Origin of the sequence: Ktedonobacter racemifer DSM 44963 (genome assembly GCF_000178855.1) — a bacterium.
Taxonomy (GTDB): Bacteria; Chloroflexota; Ktedonobacteria; order Ktedonobacterales; family Ktedonobacteraceae; genus Ktedonobacter; species Ktedonobacter racemifer.
In genome coordinates this window covers 2858283-2879901 of record NZ_ADVG01000001.1, presented here as the reverse complement: position 1 = coordinate 2879901, position 21619 = coordinate 2858283, and the positions used below count along the sequence as shown (strand labels likewise).

The window sequence follows — 21619 nt, the reverse complement described above, 5'->3', positions numbered from 1 at the left end:
CCGTCATAAGTTTATGCTCGTCCTTGCAGTGCCAGATAACAAAAGTTGAGGTATCTTTTCAAGAATACCATCGACGCTTCCGAAAGTCAATCGCTTTAAAGCTTCTCAAAAGTTACCTGTTACTTTCTATTTCGGCTCGCAAGCGCGAAGGGACTTTGGGTAAGTCTGGAAATTGCACCCTTGCACCATATTGCACCCTAAAAACACTTGAAAATATTCTTGAGATCAGGTATACTTCTATATGTTGTTGCGAAAGCGAACACATATGGGCTTGTAGCGCAGCTGGTAGAGCGTCTCCATGGCATGGAGAAGGTCAGGGGTTCGAGTCCCCTCTGGTCCATTAACAGAAAAACCCGTTCAGGATATCCTGAACGGGTTTTTTATTTGTCCCATTCCACACACCACAAAGTCCTGTTGATTTGGTCCTGACATAGATTTTCTTAACATGTATAGTAGCGAATATGCAAATAATAAGATAGAAGCGTGGTTGGGAGATGTAAGATGCGAAAAGGGCTGTATGTGATAAGAAATAGGCGAACCTGGATGGTTGTTGTCGGGCTGGTAGTATGGGGCATATCCTTCTGGCCAGGTCAGCCATGTACTGGAAAGGTGTTTGCGCGAACAACGCAACCGCGTGTCTTGCCATACAGTGCCATGGCCCATGGACCCTATAGTGTGAAGGGGAACCAGATTCTAGACGCGGATGGCAAGCCCTATCTCTTTCATGGCGTGGCTCGTGATGGACTGGAGTACGATTGTGAGGGGCAAGCTGGTCCATACACCAGGCAGTCCCTGGCGTTGATGGGTACTCCCTCGGGGAAGGATCTCGATATCAATGCCGGGTCATATTGGGCCGGCAACACCGTGCGCCTACCCCTCTCGCAGAACTTCTGGCTCAAGGGCGGAAGTGGCGACGCGAACTGCACCCCAACCAGGTACCAGGCCCTGGTGAAGCGCATTGTGGACGACCTGGCTAGCCTTCAGCTCAATGTCATTCTCGATTTACACTGGGTAGGAGCTAATGGGCAGGTGGGCAAAGGTGGCGCGGAGGCCGCCATGCCTGACACTGATAGCGTTACCTTTTGGCAGCAGGTCGCGAAGGCCTATAAGGGATATCCTGACGTGCTGTTCGAACTCTACAACGAACCCCATATCAGTCCTCAGAAAGCGGCTTGCTGGTTGCATGGCTGCATGATTACAAACGATAAGGCACGCTCAAACGACTGCAATGGCTGTTTTAAATATCTCACCTACCAAGCTGTGGGGATGCAGTCCCTGGTGGATGGGGTACGCCATGCCGGGGCGCACAACCTCGTGCTTGTCGCCGGAACCAACTGGGGCTATGATTTGACCCACCTGCCTACGTATACCGTGCAAGGCGAGAACGTCGTCTATGACTCACACCCCTATAACTATTGGGGGAAACAGCCTGCCGACTGGTATGCTGGCTTTGGCAAGTTTGCTGCCTTCTATCCACTCATGGTAAGCGAGTTTGGCTCGTATGACTGTAGCTCAAACTATGTAGAGCAGTTGCTAGCCTACCTGGATACGCTCCACGTGGGCTGGGTGGCCTGGACATGGGCAGTGGCAGCAAGTAGTGGCGACCAGGTGTGTAGCATCCCGCAGCTTGTTACCGATTATCGTGGCACGCCAAGCAATGCGATGGGGGATGCTATCTATCAGCATCTTCATAGCTATGTGAGCGATTCCGAAACGCGCTGGCTCCTGACCGTCAGCGACCTGCGCACCTTCAAACACAGCGTCCATTAGTGTCCCCTCTTCGGCTCTCGCGCTCAGGGTAATGAGTGTGTGGATGGAAAACGGCTTTGCCGTTTTCCATCCACACACTCATTACCCTGAACGCCATAGGCGCGAAAAGAACAAGTTAGGCGAATTGCTGAAAATTTCATAAAAACCCCTTGACAAAGTGCGAAGGAGCATGTTATAAATTTACTCAGTACAAACAACCACATATGCAAGCGTTGATGGGACGAGTAACAGTTGTCTCTCACGTTCAGAGAGTGGGCGGTCGGTGGAAAGCCCATACGTTGAAGAACTGTGAAAAAGACCCGGATGCTGCGAGAAGAAATCACGTGATGACGTGAGAATAGACCTCGCCGGAGCCCCCGTAATCGGGCAGTGAGCTAACCGTCAGGTTTGCCCCAGGAGGTTGTCACCGCGATGTGACAACAAAAGAAGGTGGTACCACGGGAGCCTTTACGAGAAAGTAAGCGCTCTTCGTCCTTTAGAGAAGGATGGAGGGCTTTTTTGTTTGCCTGAATATCCTGATTATACAGAGAGACAGACAATCGCATACCAATAGGTGTTGATGGGACGAGTAACGGTCAACCAGTGTAGACAGAGAGTGGGTGCTTGCTGAGAAGCCCGCATGCCTGAGCCGCGAAAAAGACCCGGATGCCGCGAGAAGAAATCACGTGATGACGTGAGAATAGACCTCGCCGGAGCCCCCGTAATCGGGCAGTGAGCTAACCGTCAGGTTTGCCCCAGAGAGGTTGTCATTGGAAGATGACAGCGAAAGAAGGTGGTACCACGGGAGCCTTTACGAGAAAGTAAGTGCTCTTCGTCCTTTAGAGAAGGATGAAGGGCTTTTTTATTGGCAATTTTTAGCACTTTGATGAGATGTGTATAGGCATGAGAAAGATCCTGACTCCTCATTGAGCTATGCTGAGTTACGATAACATTGTAAGTTTTGCTAGAAAACACGAAAAGGAGACCCACCATGATTTCTAATCCTGTATTAACTGCTGCTTGCCCCGAGTGCGCCGGAGAGGTGCCTTTGCAGAACGTCCTGGTAGGCGAGATCGTCTACTGCCCCGATTGTAGCGCGGAACTGGAAGTGCTGAACCTTGAGCAGCCTGAGCTTGGCCTTGCTCCCGAGGTAGCCGAGGACTGGGGCGAGTAAACGCCTGGTCAGAGAGTAGAGAGAAGGAGTATCACATATGCGGCTGGCGATTCTGACTTCGCGTATTCGCGTGGAAGAGAAATTGTTGATAGAGGCCTTGCAGAAGCGCGCCATCGACTTTGACGTGATTGACGATGGAAAGCTCTTGCTTGACATCGAACGTGGGAGTGAGGAGTGGCACAAATACGATGCTGTGCTCTGTCGAAGCCTGAGCCAGTCGCGTGGGCAGGCCGTGTTACAGGTTCTGGAGGCCTGGGGCATCCCCACCGTCAATACCGCGACAGTGACCGCGACCTGCAATGATAAACTCGCGACCACCCTGGCGCTTGTACGTGCTGGCGTGTCGACGCCTCGTACGCTGCTCGCCTTCGAAGAGGCAACCGCTCTACAGGGCGTCGAAACGCTGGGTTATCCGATTGTCCTAAAGCCGGTGAGCGGCTCCTGGGGCCGCTTGCTGGCACGTATCAATGATCGTGATGCCGCTGAGGCCGTGCTTGAGCACCAGGAGACCCTGGGCGGGTATCAGCACCAGATCCACTATATCCAGGAGCATATTCGCAAGCCGCAGCGTGATATTCGTGCCTTCGTCGTTGGCGAGCGCACCATCTGTGCCATTTATCGCTCCAGCGAGCACTGGGTCACCAACACCGCCCGGGGGGCGGTGACGAGCAACTGTCCCGTGACACCAGAACTGAACGCGCTCTGCCTGCGGGCAGCGCAGGCGGTTGGTGGCGGTATCCTGGCGGTGGATGTCTTCGAGGATGCCGAGCGTGGTCTGCTAGTGAACGAGATCAATGCCACGATGGAGTTCCGCAATAGCATCGCCCCTACGGGTGTCGATATTCCTTCTGAAATGCTTGAATATGTTCTGGAGCGTGCTGGCGCGCGTGTGGAGGTGTTGTAATGAATCGTATTCGTGCCACGATTGTCGGTGGTTCAGGCTATACCGGTGGCGAAGTAGCGCGCCTGCTGCTCTTTCATCCAGAGGTTGAATTGGCTCAGGTGGTGTCGAGCAGTCGCGCGGGTCAGTACCTCCATAGCGCCCATCCCAACCTGCGTGGATTGAGTACGCTCCGCTTCTCTCATCCAGACGACCTGATGCCCTGCGACGTGCTTTTCCTCTGTCTCCCTCACGGGGCGACGATGGGCGAGATCGCACGCTACCGACAGCTTGCTCCCAGGGTAATTGACCTCTCGGCCGATTTTCGCCTGCGTGATCCCCAGCTCTACCAGCGCTGGTATGGCAATGCCCACCAGGCCCCTGATCTGCTGCGCGAGGCTGTCTATGGACTTCCCGAGCTGCACCGCGAGGAGCTGCGCGAGGCCACGCTGGTCAGCGGAACCGGGTGTATGGCGACAACCGCCATCCTGGGCCTGGCCCCGCTCTATCGCGCGGGCCTGGTGGACGCGAATGTACCGCTGGTGCTGGAGGCCAAGGTTGGTTCATCAGCCGCCGGAGCCAAACCGGGAAATAGCAGTCACCATCCCGAGCGCAGCGGAGCGGTCCGCTCATTCCAACCTACAGGCCATCGCCACAGCGCCGAGCTGATTCAGGAGCTGGGCTTGCTATCTGGTCACGGGAACACTGGCCTGCCGCAGATAGTGGCCTTCTCCGCGACCTCCATTGAACTGGTGCGCGGCATCCTGGTGACGGCGCATGTCTTCACTAAAGAGCGCATTGACGAACGCCAGCTCTGGCGTGTGTATCGCGAGGCCTATCAGCGTGAGCCATTCATTCGCATCGTCAAGGAGCGCACAGGTGTCTATCGCTATCCCGAACCCAAGATTCTGGCGGGTAGCAACTACTGCGATGTGGGCTTTGAGCTGGATGTGGAGCAGCAACGCATCGTGGTCATGGCGGCGCTGGATAACCTGATGAAGGGCGCGGCAGGCAATGCTGTCCAGGCCCTGAATTGTATGTTTGGCTGGGATGAGATGCTGGGGCTGACCTTCCCCGGCCTGCATCCAGTGTAGTGGCGTAGGGAGAAGGATTATGACGCTGGTAATTAAGATTGGCGGCGGCGCAGGCGTCGCGACTGAGAATATTCTGCGCGAAGTGGCGGAGCTGGTGCGGGCCGGGCAGCAGGTGGTGCTCTTACATGGAGGCTCTGACCTGACCAATACTCTCTCCCGGCAGCTTGGGCACGAAGCGCGCACCATTACCTCTCCCAGTGGTATGACAAGCCGCTACACCGATAGCGAGACATTGCGCATCTTCGCCATGGCAGTCGCGGGCCAGATCAATACGGAGCTGGTGGCGCAACTCCAGGGGCAGGGCATCAACGCCCTGGGCCTGGCGGGCATTGACGGTCGTTTATTACAAGCACGGCGCAAGGCCGCCATTCGCTCGATCACGCCCGAGGGACGCGTACAGATTATTCGCGATGACTATACGGGCCAGATCGAGCAGGTGAATGGCGAGCTGCTCCGCCTGTTGCTGGGAGCCGGATATACGCCCGTCATTGCCCCCCTGGCGCTCAGCCACGAGGGCGAGCGGCTCAATGTCGATGGCGACCGCGCCGCCGCCACTGTAGCTGCGGCTCTACAGGCCGAAACCCTGGTCATTATGACCAATGTGAGCGGTCTGCGACGCGATGCAAACGATGCCAGTACGGTCATCGAGCATATACCCGCTGAGAGCGTCGCGGACTATATGGAGTATGCGCAGGGGCGTATGCGCAAGAAGATGCTGGGGGCGCAGGAGGCTTTGCAGGCAGGTGTACAGCGTGTCTGCATTGGTTGTGAGAGCCTCAAGAGTGTGCTTAATGGTGCGGGAACGATAATAGAACACACACATCACCTGGTAGGAAGGAGAGAAGCATGACAATCATAGATACCACGCAGGCCGAGACGAGTATGCAACAGGAGAATCGCTATACCAGTGGTGTGTATGGTAAGCGTCCCGTGACAATTGTGCGCGGAGAGGGAGCCACGCTCTGGGATGCCGAGGGGCGCGCATACATCGATTGTGCCGCTGGCCACGGCGTCGCCAATATCGGACATGGGCGTCCCGAGATCGCAGCCGCGCTCTCTGCCCAGGCACAACGCCTGGTGACATGTCCCGAAATCTTCTACAACGATACGCGGGCGCGCCTCCTGGAGCGCCTGTCCCAGGTCACACCTGCCGGGATAGAGCACTTTTTCCTCTGTAACAGTGGAACCGAGGCTGTAGAGGGAGCCTTCAAGTTCGCGCGCCTGGTCACGGGGAGAACACAGATCATCGCCACGTTGCGCGGCTTTCATGGCCGAAGCATGGGTGCGCTCTCCGCAACCTGGGAGCCGCACTATCGTGAGCCTTTCGCACCACTGTTGCCTGATGTGACGCATATCCGCTACAACAATCTGGAGGCCGCCGAGACCGCGATCAGCGAGCAGACAGCGGCGGTCATCATCGAGCTGGTGCAGGGCGAGGGCGGCGTGCATAGCGCCACGCCTGAGTATGTCGCGGGCCTGGCGCGTCTCTGTCACGAGCGTGGGGTTTTGCTGATCGTGGACGAGGTACAGACGGGCTTCGGTCGCACTGGCAGGCTCTTTGCCTGTGAGCATTATGATCTGCAACCCGATATTCTCTGCATGGCCAAGTCCCTGGCTGGCGGTGTACCGATGGGGGCTATTGGCCTGGGGCCGCGTGTCATGGAGAGCGGCCGTGTCGGTCGAGGCGCGCATGGCAGCACTTTTGGCGGCAATCCCCTGGCCTGCGCGGCGGCCCTGGCGACGCTGGATATTCTTGAGCGTGAGAGCCTGCCCACGAGCGCGGCCCGCCTGGGTGCGTATGCCCTGGGACGGCTTCGCGGCATGCGCTCGCCTCTGGTGCGTGAGGTACGCGGCCTGGGCCTCTTAATTGGTATCGAGCTAAAGCGTCGCGCCCAGCCGTATCTTGAGCAGCTATGCGAGCGTGGCATCCTGGCCTTGCCAGCCGGACCTAATGTCATTCGCCTTTTGCCACCGCTGGTTATCAGCGAGCACCAGCTTGAGCAGGTCCTGGATACGCTCGAGGAGGTTCTGGAGGGAAGCCGGGCGCTGAGTGAGCGCAGTCAACTGGCTCAGGAAGAGGCTGCGTCTACCGAGCCACACCTGGCCGATCCAGAGGTTGCGCTTTTGCATAATATGCTGACTATTCCCAGTCTCTCGCGGCGCGAGAGCGCCCTGGCGCACTATCTCGCCGGACAGGCGCGCCAGTTAGGGTTGTATGCCTCTGTCGACGAGGCGGGGAACTTTGTCGCCAGCACGCACGAGAACCTGGAGGAGCAGCATCCCATTGTCCTGCTCGGGCATATGGATACCGTGCCCGGCAATATTCCTGTACGCTTCGAAGAAGACCTGCTGTACGGGCGTGGCGCGGTTGATGCCAAGGGACCTCTGGCGGCCTTCATCTCTGCAACTGCAAGGGTCCAGCGCGCGGGTACGCCTGCGACACCAATCGTGATTATTGGCGCGGTCGAAGAAGAGGCCGCGACCTCGAAGGGGGCGCGAGCTGTAGTCGGGTGTTACCAGCCCCAGGCTTGCATCATTGGCGAACCCAGTAGTAGCACCGCCGTCACTATTGGCTACAAGGGGCGCTTACTGGTGGAGGGACGTGTGGCGCGTGACTCCAGCCATAGCGCGGGTCCCCAGCGAAGCAGCAACGAGATCGCCGCTGCTTTCTGGGAGCGTATCCGAGCACATGCCGAGCAGTGGAATGCCGAGTACGCTGGTAGCTCTGCCTTTGCCGCCCTGATGCCCTCGTTGCGCAGCATTAATAGCCTGCAAAATGGTATGGAGGATCAGACGCAGTTCCTGATTGGCTATCGCCTGCCGCCGCGCTTTGATATAGCGGAGCTTCGCATTCAGCTACAGGAGTGGGCCGATGCTGATGAGGTGCATATTAGTTTCTCAGGTGAAGAGGTCGCCTTCCAGAGTTCGCGCGTGACTCCCCTGGCCCGCACCTTTGGCCGTGTCCTGCGCGCTGGTGGACATGTGCCAGTCTTCAAGTATAAAACCGGCACATCGGATATGAATGTCGTAGCCCCTATATGGGGCGAGAACATCGTCGCCTATGGCCCGGGCGATTCCAGCCTGGACCACACACCCAACGAGCATATCGCGGTTGCCGAATACCAGCACGCGATTACGGTCCTTGAGCAGGTGCTTCAAGTGCTAGGACGTGAGTCACATGCATCCCTGGAAAGCACAAGTGTCTCGGACAGCCCGGAGAGTAGCGTGGAAGTGGGAGCGGAGTCATGAGAAGCAATATCCGTATTGTCGATACGACCTTGCGCGAGGGTGAGCAGTTCTCGGGAGCCTACTTTAGCGCGGAACAGCGGCGCGAAATTGTGCGTCTACTCGACGCAGTCGGTGTGCCAATGATCGAGGTGCCCTCGCCCATTGCCTCGCCGGAGACCCAGCAGGCGGTGCGCGACCTGTGCGCGCTCAATACCCACGCGCGCATCGTCGCTCATGTGCGCTGTGCCCAAGCGGATGTCCAGGCGGCCCTGGCGACTCCTGTACATGGAATTAATCTCTTCTACGGGACCTCAACTGAGTTACGTTCGTATAGTCACGGGAAGCGCATCGAGCAGATCATCCATGATGCTGTGCCCCTGATCAAGCACATACGCCAGGAGGGGCGCTACGTGCGCTTCTCGGCTGAGGATGCCTTTCGTAGCGACCTGGTGGACCTGCTAACGGTCTTTGATGCCGTGGTGGATGCTGGCGTGTTGCGCATTGGTCTGCCTGACACGGTGGGTATCGCTAAGCCACGCGAGGTTGAGCGCCTGGTTCGCCTCTGCACCGAGCGCTACCCCGGGGTGGGCATTGAGTTCCATGGCCATAATGATACAGGTTGCGCTATCGCCAATACCGTGGCCGCGCTGGAGGGAGGTGCCGATTGCCTGGACACAACCGTGCTGGGCATTGGTGAGCGCAACGGTATTGCCTCGCTCAGCGGCCTGATTTCACAGATGTATATTCATTATCCCGAAATCTTGCGCGGATACGATCTCACCAAATTGCCACTGCTGGATCAGTATGTGGCGGACTGTGTGCATATCGCGATCCCTTTTAATAGTCCGATCACCGCCCCGGGCGCCTTTACGCACCGGGCGGGCATTCATACCAAAGCCGTTCTTAACAATCCGCACGCCTACGAGGTCCTCAATCCCCAGGATTTTGGCCTGGTGCGCAATGTGGAGGTCGGAACGCGTTATACTGGGCGCTATGCTGTTGGGCATCGTGCCGCCGAGCTGGGCCTGCAATTGGAGAGCGAGGCGGTTGCCAGCCTGACTACCGCGCTTAAAGCCCACGCTGAACAGGGTTCAATGAGTCAAGACGAGGTTGACATGTTTATTCTTGCCTGGCAGCAGGCACATATATCAGAGGAGGAACATCTCATATGGGAACACTAGCCGAAGAGATCTTTAGCTACAAATTGGGTCGCCCGGTGGAACAGGGCGAGACCGTCGTGGTCGAGGTAGATCATGTTATGAGCCATGACACCACCTCGCCCCTGGCCATCCAGGCTTTTCGCAAGCTGGCAGGCGTGAGCAGTGGGCGCGTCTTTAATGCTGAGCGTGCCCACGTCGTCTTTGATCATATCATCCCTGCCTCGACCGTTGCCGCTGCCACCCTTCAGCGCGACGTACGCTCGTTCGCACGTGAGCAGGACATTACCATTTTGCAGGAAGGTATCTGTCACCAGGTCATGCCCGAGAAAGGCTTTGTCGTTCCTGGAGCTATCATCGTGGGCGCGGATAGCCATACCTGTACCTATGGTGCCCTGGGAGCCTTCGGGACCGGCATGGGTTCGACCGACATCGGCGTGGCCTATGCGACCGGTCGTTCCTGGTTCCGTGTGCCCTCAACCATCAATGTGCGCCTGGTGGGCGAGTTACAGCCTGGAGTCTATGCCAAGGATGTGACACTGGAGATGGTGCGCCAGGTGGGCGTCGATGGCGCGAACTACCGCGCGATTGAGTATACTGGCGACCTGGTGGAACGTATGTCGATCAGCGAGCGCTTCACCTTCTGCAACATGGCCATCGAGATGGGCGGCAAGGCTGGCCTGGTAGCCCCTGACGAGACGACCCGTGAATGGCTGCGTGGACGTACCGACCAGGAGTACCCCATGCTGGCGCCGCACAACCCACGCTATGAGCGCGTCTTTGAGATTGATGCCTCGCGCCTGGAGCCGCAGATCGCCTGCCCTCCCGACGTAAATAACGTCGTGCCCGTAGGCCAGGTCGAGCACGTCAAAATCGACCAGGTCTTCCTCGGCACCTGCACCAATGGACGCCTGGACGACCTGGCGATTGCCGCCTCGATTCTCCAGGGGCGCACGGTTCATCCCGAGACGCGCATGGTCGTCATTCCAGCATCGCGTGAGGTCTACCGCGAGGCGCTACGCCTGGGGTATATCGATACCTTTGTCCAGGCCGGAGCTTCGGTTGGCACCCCTGGATGTGGACCCTGCATCGGCCGCCATTTTGGCGTCCTGGCTCCAGGCGAGCGCGCCCTAACAACGATGAACCGCAATTTCACCGGACGCATGGGCGACCCCACAGCCGAGATCTACCTGGGAAGCCCCGCCACCGTCGCCGCCACTGCCCTGACCGGCCACATCACCGACCCCCGCGAGTTTTTAAGTTAGTAGTGTGTACTGGGTTGTGGCAGCCGCAGGCTGCCACAACCCAGTACACACTACTAACTCATGTGAGCGCCGCAGGCTCGATAAGTAAAAAAGAACACACCCGAAAGGATAAACATACATCATGGGACGCATCTGGAAGCTTGGTGACAACATCAACACCGACGTTATTATCCCTGGACGCTATAACGTAACCACCGATCCCGCGCAACTGGCGCGCCATTGTCTCTGCGAGGTACTACCGGAGTTCGCGCAGGAGGTACAGACGGGCGACATCCTGCTCGCCGGGCATAACTTTGGCTGCGGCTCCTCACGCGAGCACGCTCCCACCTCCATTCAGGCCAATGGCATCAAAGTCGTGATCGCACGCAGCTTTGCGCGCATTTTCTATCGCAACGCCGTCAATATTGGTCTACCGGTCTTGATCTGTGAGGAGGCGGTCCTGGCTGGTGAGGATGGTCAGCAGATGGATGTAAACCTGGAGAGTGGACTCATCACCAATCTCACGACAGGGCAGCAGTTCCAATCTGAGCCGCTTGACCCCTTCGTGGCACGCATTGTTGCCGCCTGTGGCATCGTCAACTATATTCAGCAGCAAGGAACCCTTCGATGAGCGGTGAGCATGTATCAATGCCACACTCCGGCTTGCGGGTCTGCGTGGTCGCGGGCGATGATGCCGCGCCTGAGGTCGTGTTACCAACGGTGGCGCTCCTGCATGAACTGGTCCCAGAGATCCAGTTTACGCAGGCCCTCAGCGGGCGCGAGGCCCAGGAGCGCTATGGCGAGGCCTTCCCGGCGGAAACGCGCGCCGCGATTGATAGTGCAGACTGCACCCTCTTTGGTGCCAGCGGCGGTCCAAGCCGCCCTGTACTTTGGTACCTGCGTTGGGGGAAACAGACCTACGTCAATATCCGCCCGGTACGCTGGCTCCCTGGCTATCAGAGTCCCATGCGCCAACCGGAGCGCATCGACTATGTGATTGTGCGCGACAATCTGGAGGGGATGTATCCGCCACGCGAGGGTGCGCTTGCCGAGCTTGGTACGCTCGCCAGTAGCGGCTCCTGGTGGCAGACGCCTCCAGTACAGGAGACCGGCGCCTATGCCGTGCGTGTCAGCACCGATACGCAGGCGCATCGCGTCGCTGAAGCCGCCTGCGATATAGCTTTGCAGCGCCTGGCTGCTGGCTACCCTGGTCGTGTAACTCTGGGGGCAAAGTACTCTATCTTGCCACGGACGGACGGTCGCTTCCGCGAGATTGTGCGCGAAAAGGTGCGTGAGCATCCGGAACTTAGTTACCAGGAGTTTTTGATTGATGACCTGGGGCGCAGGATGATTGCCGTGCCTGAGACGCTGGATGTCGTCGTGCTGGGCAATGAGCACGGCGATATCCTGGCTGATGTTGCCAGCGGCTCTATCGGTGGCCTGGGACTCTCGCCCAGCGCCTGCTACGGCGCGGAGTATGCTTACTTCGAACCCGTACACGGCTCGGCTCCCGATATCGCTGGCAAGAATATCATCAATCCTACGGCTATGCTGCTCTCAGGGACTATGTTCCTGGCGCATTATGGATACCGTGAACAGGCCACCCGCCTTGAGCGCGCCATTGCTCGTGTCTACAGCGAGGGCCATGCCTTGCCCGTGGATCAGGGAGGCGGCGCCAGCACCAGCGACTTCATCGCGGCCGTGCGTTCTCTACTCTAAAGCATAAGCGCTATGTGTACATACCACCTCCAGATCTGGAGGTGGTGTGTACTATTATGATATTTGCGTGAGATCCTCCTGTGAGCGATAGCGCCCCTTGATGCACTCAAACCTCGGGCGATAGCGTCCCTCGTGATAGTCTACTGGGTTGACTCTTCGCGCCGGAATGGCTTTGGATGGGATATCCGTACAGATAAATTCGCCGTTGTGGAACGCGGCCATGACCCCGCTCATCCCTTCGGCCACGCTGTTCATGATGACGTTGGCAAAATAGATGGATGCATGCTTGTCGTACACTTCCGGCTCCCCGCTACGCAGCACATAGGTGAGATCAATTGGTAGGAAGCGCACCTCGGGTATGCGCTCGCTCAACTGCTCGGCCAGAATCTCGGCGACATTGACCTTCTTCTTATGCACAAAGGGATCATTAAGTTCATTGCTCTCACTGGCCTTGTCTAGCACAACCCCCTCGGATGCCAGAACAAGCGAGTAGTTCTTCGGATTGTGCTCTCTATCCCGTATCACGAGCTTGCTGAGCCGCTCAATATCGATAGGCACTTCTGGTATAACCAGCCGGTCAGCCCAGGTGACGACCGCCGTCTCAAGCGCGGTAAAGCCAGCATCACGTCCAAACAGGCGAAAGATCGCCGTCTGTCTATGTGAGCTAACAGTCGAACGCACACGGTTGATAAACTCAGCCGCCCGGCTGATCGCCGTTTGAAAGCCGATGCTGTACTCTGTTCCGGGTACGTCGTTATCCATGGTCTTAGGAATCGCCCATACCGGAATTCCGGTGGCAGCGAGCCTTGCGCCATAGTTCAACGTTCCATCACCGCCCAGTACGATCAGGCCATCTAAACCCAGGTAATCCATGTTTGCGATGACTTCTTGCGTTAGATCCACACGCTCATGAGGCTGCTTCCCCTCGCCGTATGACTTCAAGTGTTCTGGCAGGTTGGCGACCCGCGTCCCCAGCGGACTGTAACGCGTTGAATGGAGGATGGTTCCCCCAAGGCGATCAATATCGCGCGTGTTTAACCTGTTCAACGGCATGATATAGCCATTCTTCCAGGTTGCGCGATCATCTTCACGAAAAATAATTTCGCTCTTATCGAGAGAACGGTTCAGGAAGGTGATTCCCTCCCAGCCCGCACGAATCCCGACAACACGTATCCCCAGAGGTTCAGCACGATACACCAGCGCCTTGATTGCGACATTAAGCCCGGGCACATCCCCGCCACCGGTCAACACCCCCAATGAACGAACAGGATTTTTCACGTGTCCTGGCATAGACGGTCCTCTCCCTTTTGTACAGTGGATTTTCATTTGCTCTTCGATCAGTTCCCCGTTGAAAGAAGGAAGAATTGTAAAAATTATACCATCCTTCTAGCCGATAAATTTGTTGTTTTATACAAAAGTGTGCCAAAAGGGGGAGGTATGGATTGAAAATGCCTGGACTTGCGCAATGAGAGACGGTTTTATATACTGTTTTTACTGATTGATTGCTTATTTGCTGGCGGAGGTGCTTCTTTGGCATATATAAAAAGGTTTGAGAGCGTCAAGGGGTTGAGTGGAGATGAGCGCGTGCGTGTCTTTCGTTCCGCCTTCGCTGAGAGCGAGGAGAAGGGCTTGATGGAGGTGGATGCATACGCTATCATCACGCGCGACTATGTGGTGGTGTGCGATACCCTGCTCTGTCCCGAGGATATGGAGGCTGTGCTGCGCGAGGTGCAAGATGAGCTTGCGGGGCGGCAACTCCTGGTCGTTAATAGCCACGCCGATTGGGATCACACCTGGGGCAATAATTATTTTCAGGGCCGCCATGCCGCGCCGATCATCGCTCATGCCTCCTGCCGTGAGCGTATGTTGGCCAAAGAGGCACAGGAGGGTCTGGATGAGTATCAAAAACGCTTTGATTGTTTCCAGCATGTCGTACTGCGCCCGCCCACTCTGACCTTCAATGATCAGTTGACTATTGAGGGCGGCGATCTGACCCTGCAACTCTTGCATACGCCGGGACATCAGCGGGACCAGGTCTCGCTCTGGATACCCGAGCTACGTCTCTTGTTAGCCTTTGACGTGGCGGAGTTTCCTCTGCCATCTCTGGAGAGCGAACAGGCCGCGCCCCTTATGCTAAGCTCGCTTGAGCGACTGTGTGCATTGCAACCTGAGCGTGTCCTCTGTGGGCATGGCAAACGCAACAGCGTTGCGACGCTGACCGGGAACCTGGCCTACTTCCGCGAAATTGAGCGGCGAGCTCGTCTGCTGCTCTCGCAGATGCCACTGCCTCAGTTCAAAGAGAATGAGTTAAAATCCGCACCCAATCTGCTAGGTTTCTCCTTTGAGGAGGCGATTGCGACCCTGGAGGGGCCATGCGAGGATGACAAGTTTTATCGCTGGGTCCATAACCAGAATTGCCGCCATATCTTGCAATGGGTGAGCCAGTGAGAAGCGTGCTTCAGCAGCGTCGGTCTTGAGTGCGTGTTAGATTCGCTGCTGGCTGTAGTTGTCGATCTGCCAGATGCCATTTGGGAGACGGGTCATGGTGCCCTGCCAATCATAGGTATGTGTACTGCTTACTTCGGTTGCTGTGATGATAACCTCGACGCGAAACTGGTTCTGGTTCGCGCCAGACAAAACTTGCTTAAAGGCGATGGATTGCTTCTTTGTATTTGTGAAGCCATCTGTGAATTGTTGAAGGGATATCTTCTGCTTCTTTTGAGGCCCTAGCATCTGATAGGCCTGGTCAAACTGCCGCTGATTGATGTAGTCGTTGTATTGACTGAAGGCGTTCTTGGCATCGTCTACAGTTGGCCCCTGGACGGTTGCGACATTTGCCGATCTCGTGGGTGCTGGCGTTGTGGATTGGACGGGGTCGCCTTGCTGATGCCCGCTAAACGCATAGGCGCCAATACCGATGACTAAGATTAAGGCCACACTAAGCCAGAATACATCCACGCTTTTACGTTTGGGCGGTGTGCGTTGCACTGGTGGCCTGCTCCTGCCTGGTTCTCTCTGTAGGCCTCCAGGTGGCTTAGAGTTGTATGCTCGTGGAGGAACGGAGACTGGCGGCCGGCTGTTGCCTCTATTGCTGACAGGCTCATGGCGGTGCGGCGCTGCTGGACGCAGTGGGAGATCTTGCATGCTCCCTACCTCGCCATGCAGGTGATGTGGAGGCCTCACGGCCTGGTGCTTATTGGAGGAGCGCTGCGCCGGGTAAGACTGTGGTGGCTCGTAGGTAGCCGCTGGACGCGACAGGGGCTGGATGGCCCGGTGAAAGTCACGCGCTAACTCGCTGGCTCGCAGATACCGATCTCCCGGGCGCTTAGCCGCTGCCTTGCTCAGGACCTGGTCCACTGCCCGGGGAATCTTAAAATGGCGCTCATACAAGGAGGGGAGCGCTTTCCGCTCGTGTTGCTCCATCAGGTCAATCTCTCTCCCTTTGAAAGGGAGATCTCCACTCAGCATCTCATAGAGAATGATGCCCAGGGCATAGATATCCACGCTATAGCCGAATTCGCGCGTTCGAAACATCTCTGGCGCCATGTAGGCAGGTGTTCCCAGGACAATATCCGTTCCCGTCAGTGTGACCTGGTCATAAGGATTATTGCTGATGCGGATGCGCGAGATGCCAAAATCCGCTAATACTGCCTGGTTATTTTCATCCAGCAGAATATTGCTTGGTTTGAGGTCACGATGAATAATGCCCTTGCCATGCGCATAGTCGAGCGCCTCACAGATCTGTGCAAGGTAGGTGCTGGTGCGCTCAAGCGAGAGGGTACCTCGCGTTTTGAGAATCCCTTCCAGGCTGCTCTTCTCATACTGCATCACGATATAGGCTAGATCATCCTCTTCGCCATAATCAAAAATGGGCACGATATGTGGATGCTTGAGCCTGGCAATGATGCGAGCTTCGCGGCGAAAGCGCTCGCGGAAGGTGGCAAAATCCTCAACATTCTCGCGCCTGGGTGGTTGCAGTATCTTCACTGCCACAAAGCGCGGCTGTGTCGAGAGCCATTTGGCCAGGTAGATCACACTCATTCCACCCTGCCCCAGGCGCCTGGTCAACTGATAGTCGCCGAGAGTTCTCCCCAATAAATCGTCCTCTGTAATCATTGCACCCCGCCTTTACCGTAACAAAAGCTCTTTTAAAAATTAGCTAGAGAATAAGTTAGCATTCTTTAAAGAGTATCTGTCATTTTCTCCTCTATACACGGTTTCTCTTTGTGGTTAGTAGATGTGGAATTCTACCTCTCTCCTACTAAATAAGACGTAGAATGCGCCAGATTATCCAAAAGAAGTACTGTCGGACTATGTAATGTTGAGATAATGTAGATTGTTTTATGTCATTTTAAGCATCCATAAATTTTCTGATAATATCCTAATCCAACATTCATCTTCTCTTTACATTCCCTCGTTATACTAAGACTGTCGAAAGCTTCTCGACGAGACGATACATAGCTCACAATGATAGGTGTGATTCAGAAAGGGACTCTGTTGGCGAAACGCCTAAAGAGCAAGAGCAGCAAAGCGGGAGAGATGCGGTGACGAAGGTGTCTCTCCCATTTGCCATTGAAACAGGCGCACGACATTCATGGCAGTAGCCGTCAGAACATGTTGGAGATGGGTTTTTCCTTGCCCAAGATAACGGGAAACACGAAGATCGAATGCCCGTACTCCTTGCGAAATGGTGCCTTCAATCCCAGAGCGTTTGGCATATTGTTCTTTGAACGCTTGCGTCGTTTGGCGATTGCGAGCAGCTTGAATCGCCTCATGCTGTTCTTGTGGGCGAAAAACGAGTTGTCGAGGATTCACGGCGGCATGCGTACAGAGGGAACGGACTTGACACACACGGCAATCCTGTTTGCCGAATTGAGCACGGATCACCTCCTTGCCATTGCGGTCTTGCTTGACAGTCCATTTTTTACTCGTTTTTCCTTCAGGACAAGTCACACGCTGCTGGTGCCAATCGATAGAAAAGTGACTGTTATCATAGCTTTGTGGATCTTTCGTCTGCCAATTCCCAGGAATGACCACAGGACCAATCAACTCGATTCCATACTGGCTCTGGCTCCTCACCAGCTGCTCTCCATCTACATAGCCTGTGTCCATCAAATGCGTCTGAGGAAGCAAGTGCTTATGCTCTCGCGTCCTGATGAATCACATCGGTGAGTTCCATATCTTGTGTGGGCGCTGATGTGGTTTCCACATTGATAATGAGATGTGGCGTCTCATCATCGCAGGTTTCCGTCAGATGAACTTTGTACCCGGTCCACACCTGATCACGCTTGATACTCATATGGGCTTGTGGATCGTAGGGAGAAGAAATGAGCCGAGAAGCTGGAGGAATGTTGTCATTGGATCTCCAGCAGATCTTTCCCTCATCCATCCAAAATTGTTGGATCCAGACTTGGCGCAAGATTTCTACGGCTGGGATTTCGCACAGCCACAGTGGTGCATCGGCTTGTCGTATCCACGTGAGCACATTCCACCCATCCTGACCGATTTGTTCGGCCAGGGCTTCGCGTTTTTTGGCTTCTTTTGGCAGGCGGAAGTCCTGCACACGGGATCCATAGCGCTCATACCAGTCCTGTGGCACATGAGCACGTAGCCACTCTGCAACGACGACAGCCAAACTCCCCAGTGCCGCTCGTAGGGTTTCCCCAGCACATTCAATGCGATTCAAGGTGCGGATAGCCGCTTCTACATGTGTCGAATCGGTCCGCTGTTTTCCCCGTTCTTTGAGCCACCCCTGTTGCCGACATACCTCCAAGAGCGTGGTCAGTAACGTCTCCTCTAAACCACCTTTGATCAAGCGGCTACGAAATTCCGAGAGCACGGAAAAGTCAAATCCTGGATCGGTCAGTTCTAAGCTCAATGCGTACTTGATATCAATGCGCTCTCTCATGGCTTCGGCGGCCTGACGATCCGTGTACGCTTCCATATATTGGATCACGCTCATCACTGCGATTCTTCAGGGTTGTTCTGCCAATTGGCCAGTGGTTGGATAGAGGGTTGCAAACTGCTCGTCATCATAGATGGCACCTAATTGATCACGTAACCACATGTAGCGGTTCCCTTTGGGATGCAGGCTTCGGGCCACACGAGCCGTTTCTTCAGGGATGGCAGGCAACTGTTGGGGGGACAGGGACATGATTTTCTCCTTCTCTTCTACATATTCTTGCTGGCTTCTCATTTCCTTTCTATCAGTGTATCCTCTCTCCCTTTCTCAGCCTCAATACCATTCGCCAACAGAGTCGAAAGGATACTGGTCATGAGTCAACAGGTATTTGCGCAAGAAGATTTCTTTATGTATATTCCCGCATTGGATGCTTTGAGGGAGCCTGCACTCATGACCAGCCTGGGTGCGGATCACCAGTTGGAGCGAAACCAGCGCTCGCTTAATACCGAAGAGTGGGTCAAAATTCCGCTCGACGAGTCGCTGGTTGTGTATGCTCATATGTGGGATGAAAAGCAGTAAAATCCACTCTGTTATTTGGTAAATAGGATGGTGGGTCCTGGCAGCATACAGCTGCCAGGACCCACCATCCTATTTACTAACCTCGTGTACAAGTTATTTCTGGGTAGTAGATGTGGGTGATATGATAGGAAATAGGGGGATTTTCCCTCTCAACGCACTCTAGCAAAAAGCTAAAAAGCTCTTCCCAGGTGGGATAAAAGTAGATTGGAAGGTATGAATATGAGCCAGATCGTCGTCACAAATGAGCGTATTGTGAATGCGAAACCCGCCGATGTGTATGCTATCCTCAGCGATTATAAGCGGCGCGAGCAGTTTCTGCCCGAGAACTTCCAGGACTACCGGATCGAGAAGGGGGGACAGGGCGAGGGGACGGTCGTGCAGTATCGCCTGCACGCGGCCAATCGCGAGCGCAACTACCGTATGAAGGTCGAAGAGGTCGTGAAAGGCAAGGTCCTGCGCGAGCGTGATTATGATTCCTCGTTTGTCACCACCTGGACCGTCTCGCCTGAGAACGGTGGCACACAGACGCGTGTGGGGGTTGCCAGCGAGTGGAGCGGTAGCAGCGGTATTGGCGGCTTCTTTGAGCGTACCTTTGCGCCTCTTGGTCTACGCAATATCTATGGTGATGTCCTCGCTCGCTTGAACAGCCGTGTCACGGGCGAGAACCTCCCCGCTGTGAAGGCAAGATCGTATAAGGACCTCTATATTCCCCTGCTGGCCGTAGGCGTGGTCATTGGCTTTATCATCAGCCGCAAACGCGAGAAATAAGATCCTATCGAGCAACAGAAGGGCCGTGGGGCGAACGCGTTCGCCCCACGGCCCTTCTGTTGCTCGATAGGATGAATGAGATGATTTTATTGAGTGATGGCGCCTTCGGAGGCGGAGGTAACGAGCTTGGCGTACTTGGCGATAACGCCGGTTTTGTAGCGTGACTCGGGTGCCTGCCAGTTCTTAAAGCGCGCGGCGATCTCCTCATCGCTGAGGTTGAGAGCGAGCAGGTTGTTGTCCGCGTCGATGGTGATGATGTCGCCATTCTGCACGATAGCGATGGGACCGCCAACCTGGGCCTCGGGAGCGATGTGTCCGACGACCATACCGTGTGTGCCGCCCGAGAAGCGTCCATCGGTAATCAGGCCAACCGTCTCGCCATAGCCCTGGCCAACGAGGGCTGCGGTTACTGCGAGCATCTCGCGCATGCCGGGGCCGCCCTTCGGACCTTCGTAGCGGATCACAACCACGTCGCCATGGGTGATTTTATGGTTCATGATGGCCTCAAAGGTCTCTTCCTCAGAGTTGAAGACCTTGGCGGGACCACGGTGGGTTGTGACCTTCAGGCCGGCGATCTTACAAACAGCGCCTTCGGGAGCCAGGTTGCCCTTGAGGATGACCAGGGGACCACTGGGATGCAGCGGCTGCTCAAGCGGCATGACAATCTCCTGCCCCTGTGCCAGATCGGGGGCGCTCTCCAGATTCTCCGCCAGGGTCTTACCCGTCACGGTCAACACGTCGCCATTGATAAAGCCAGTGTTCAGGAGGTATTTCAGGACGGCCTGTACGCCGCCGACTTTATCCAGGTCCGCCATGGCGAAGCGTCCGCCTGGCTTGAGGTCGGCGAGGTGAGGAACCTTCTTGCCGATGCGTGTAAAGTCGTCGATGGTCAGGGGAAGGTCCATCTGGCGCGCGATGGCGATCAGGTGGAGAACGGCGTTGGTAGAGCCGCCCAGGGCCATGACCAGGGTAATCGCGTTCTCAAAGGCTGCCCTCGTCATGATCTGGCGTGGTGTCAACTGGCGCTCGATCAGGCGTACCACAGCCTGTCCCGCCTCATAGCAATCCATGGCCTTGCGTGCGGTGACCGCGGGCGCGGACGAGCTGCCGGGGAGAGACATGCCCAGGGCCTCAATTGAGGAGGCCATGGTGTTGGCGGTGTACATGCCGCCGCAGGAGCCAGCGCCGGGAATGGCGTTGCACTCGATCTCCTTCAATTCTTCGCGACTGATCTGCCCGGCGCTATATTTTCCGACCGCCTCGAAGACGCTCACGATATCGACGTCATGCCCGCGACAGGTGCCGGGAAGGATGGTGCCACCATAGACAAAAATGCTGGGAATGTCGAGACGCGCCAGGGCCATCAAACAGCCAGGCATGTTCTTATCGCAGCCGCCAAGGGCGATGACGCCGTCAAAACGCTGCGCGTTGCTCACAAGCTCGATAGAGTCGGCGATCACCTCGCGGCTGGGAAGGGAATATTTCATGCCCTCGGTGCCCATAGAGATGCCATCGCTGACGGTAATGGTGCCGAAGATCTGGGGGGCGCCTCCGCCAACGCGTACGCCTTCCTTGACCTTCTCCGCCAGGCGATTGATATGTGAGTTGCAGGGCGTAATCTCGGCCCAGGTGCTGGCGATGCCGATCATTGGCTTCTGGAAGTCCTCATCGGTAAAACCGACCGCGCGCAGCATAGAGCGGTTGGGGGCACGTATCTCGCCCTCAGTAATAGCCTTGCTGCGGCTATTGAGTTCCCTGGAGGTTGTATGCGTAGATTTCTCGGTCTCTGACATGCTGGCAACGCATCCTTTCATGTGGATCGGCTATGACTTGCTGACCAGGAGGATGGGGTGAAGAAATACCGCGTTGTATCCAGGCTGATAGAAAAGCAGGTAGACGTATCAGCAACTTTCCTCATAGGCTGTTCACACCAGAAGGCCGTCATTGGCACAAGGCAATCACTATGACATCGTGGTTGCCAGGTCAGCAAAAAGATATCCGACAGATAGACAAACTGAAAAGTGCTTGGACGCGGGATCGCGCCCTCCTCTGGAATATTGCTGATTATTATACTCCATTTAGCAAAGTATTCAAGGATGTCAAGATATTCTAGTGTATATGGACA

General features: G+C 56.0%; 16 protein-coding genes, 1 tRNA gene, 1 pseudogene and 1 other annotated feature. Of the genes and pseudogenes, 14 read left to right on the top strand and 4 right to left on the bottom strand.

The genetic code is table 11. The features are described 5' to 3' along the window. Nucleotides 1-267 precede the first annotated feature (267 nt). The 11 genes from KRAC_RS12285 to KRAC_RS12230 all read left to right on the top strand — a co-directional run bounded on the left by KRAC_RS12285 (nt 268) and on the right by KRAC_RS12230 (nt 12245). Nucleotides 268-340: transfer RNA gene (locus tag KRAC_RS12285), tRNA-Ala, on the top strand. Between the two features lie 179 nt (nt 341-519). Further along, nucleotides 520-1770, top strand: coding sequence for a glycoside hydrolase family 5 protein (locus tag KRAC_RS12280; RefSeq protein ID WP_169460881.1), 1251 nt, complete (start codon nt 520-522; stop codon nt 1768-1770). A 203-nt stretch (nt 1771-1973) separates the two neighbouring features. Then, nucleotides 1974-2249 (top strand) — a binding site (T-box leader). Between the two features lie 491 nt (nt 2250-2740). Then, nucleotides 2741-2923 (top strand): lysine biosynthesis protein LysW, encoded by a 183-nt coding sequence (lysW, locus tag KRAC_RS12270; protein WP_007907343.1) that lies wholly within the window; start codon nt 2741-2743, stop codon nt 2921-2923. A 37-nt stretch (nt 2924-2960) separates the two neighbouring features. Continuing rightward, a complete protein-coding gene (gene lysX, locus KRAC_RS12265) occupies nt 2961-3827 on the top strand; it encodes a lysine biosynthesis protein LysX (RefSeq protein WP_007907341.1) in 867 nt (288 codons plus the stop codon). Then, a complete protein-coding gene (gene argC, locus KRAC_RS12260) occupies nt 3827-4897 on the top strand; it encodes an N-acetyl-gamma-glutamyl-phosphate reductase (protein ID WP_007907338.1) in 1071 nt (356 codons plus the stop codon). Before lysX ends, argC begins: the two co-directional genes overlap by 1 nt. Nucleotides 4898-4916: 19 nt before the next feature. Beyond that, nucleotides 4917-5747, top strand: a complete 831-nt coding sequence (locus tag KRAC_RS12255; RefSeq protein WP_007907336.1) for a [LysW]-aminoadipate kinase — start codon at nt 4917-4919, stop codon at nt 5745-5747. Beyond that, nucleotides 5744-8146 (top strand): [LysW]-lysine hydrolase, encoded by a 2403-nt coding sequence (locus KRAC_RS74535; RefSeq protein WP_007907332.1) that lies wholly within the window; start codon nt 5744-5746, stop codon nt 8144-8146. Before KRAC_RS12255 ends, KRAC_RS74535 begins: the two co-directional genes overlap by 4 nt. After that, nucleotides 8143-9306 (top strand): LeuA family protein, encoded by a 1164-nt coding sequence (locus KRAC_RS12245; protein ID WP_007907330.1) that lies wholly within the window; start codon nt 8143-8145, stop codon nt 9304-9306. The genes KRAC_RS74535 and KRAC_RS12245 overlap by 4 nt, the downstream gene beginning before the upstream one ends. Next, nucleotides 9294-10547, top strand: a complete 1254-nt coding sequence (locus KRAC_RS12240; RefSeq protein ID WP_007907328.1) for a 3-isopropylmalate dehydratase large subunit — start codon at nt 9294-9296, stop codon at nt 10545-10547. Before KRAC_RS12245 ends, KRAC_RS12240 begins: the two co-directional genes overlap by 13 nt. Nucleotides 10548-10668: 121 nt before the next feature. Next, the gene (locus KRAC_RS12235) at nt 10669-11157 is read left to right on the top strand and encodes a 3-isopropylmalate dehydratase small subunit (RefSeq protein WP_007907327.1); all 489 of its coding nucleotides are present in this window, start codon (nt 10669-10671) and stop codon (nt 11155-11157) included. After that, nucleotides 11154-12245 (top strand): isocitrate/isopropylmalate family dehydrogenase, encoded by a 1092-nt coding sequence (locus tag KRAC_RS12230; protein ID WP_007907326.1) that lies wholly within the window; start codon nt 11154-11156, stop codon nt 12243-12245. Before KRAC_RS12235 ends, KRAC_RS12230 begins: the two co-directional genes overlap by 4 nt. A gap of 54 nt (nt 12246-12299) precedes the next feature. Here the strand turns inward: KRAC_RS12230 and KRAC_RS12225 are convergent, their stop codons facing one another. Then, the gene (locus tag KRAC_RS12225; RefSeq protein ID WP_007907325.1) at nt 12300-13535 is read right to left on the bottom strand and encodes a 6-phosphofructokinase; all 1236 of its coding nucleotides are present in this window, start codon (nt 13533-13535) and stop codon (nt 12300-12302) included. Between the two features lie 240 nt (nt 13536-13775). Here KRAC_RS12225 and KRAC_RS12220 point away from each other — a divergent pair, with 240 nt between their 5' ends. Continuing rightward, nucleotides 13776-14693: an MBL fold metallo-hydrolase gene (locus tag KRAC_RS12220; protein ID WP_007907324.1), complete on the top strand. Its 918-nt coding sequence runs from the start codon at nt 13776-13778 to the stop codon at nt 14691-14693. Nucleotides 14694-14729: 36 nt separating this feature from the next. Here the strand turns inward: KRAC_RS12220 and KRAC_RS61365 are convergent, their stop codons facing one another. Both KRAC_RS61365 and KRAC_RS79460 read right to left on the bottom strand, forming a co-directional pair. Then, nucleotides 14730-16361 carry a serine/threonine protein kinase gene (locus tag KRAC_RS61365; RefSeq protein ID WP_007907323.1) on the bottom strand — a complete coding sequence of 544 codons (1632 nt, stop codon included), beginning with the start codon at nt 16359-16361 and terminating at the stop codon, nt 14730-14732. A 393-nt stretch (nt 16362-16754) separates the two neighbouring features. Further along, a pseudogene (locus KRAC_RS79460) lies at nt 16755-18399 on the bottom strand (IS1182 family transposase). A gap of 120 nt (nt 18400-18519) precedes the next feature. On the opposite strand from KRAC_RS79460, the gene KRAC_RS12205 reads away from it, so the two are divergent. Beyond that, the gene (locus KRAC_RS12205; RefSeq protein ID WP_007907322.1) at nt 18520-18726 is read left to right on the top strand and encodes a hypothetical protein; all 207 of its coding nucleotides are present in this window, start codon (nt 18520-18522) and stop codon (nt 18724-18726) included. Between the two features lie 219 nt (nt 18727-18945). Next, a complete protein-coding gene (locus KRAC_RS12200; RefSeq protein WP_007907321.1) occupies nt 18946-19494 on the top strand; it encodes an SRPBCC family protein in 549 nt (182 codons plus the stop codon). 86 nt (nt 19495-19580) lie between these two features. Here KRAC_RS12200 and ilvD read toward each other — a convergent pair whose 3' ends face one another. Further along, the gene (ilvD, locus tag KRAC_RS12195) at nt 19581-21287 is read right to left on the bottom strand and encodes a dihydroxy-acid dehydratase (protein WP_007907320.1); all 1707 of its coding nucleotides are present in this window, start codon (nt 21285-21287) and stop codon (nt 19581-19583) included. Nucleotides 21288-21619: the final 332 nt, after the last annotated feature.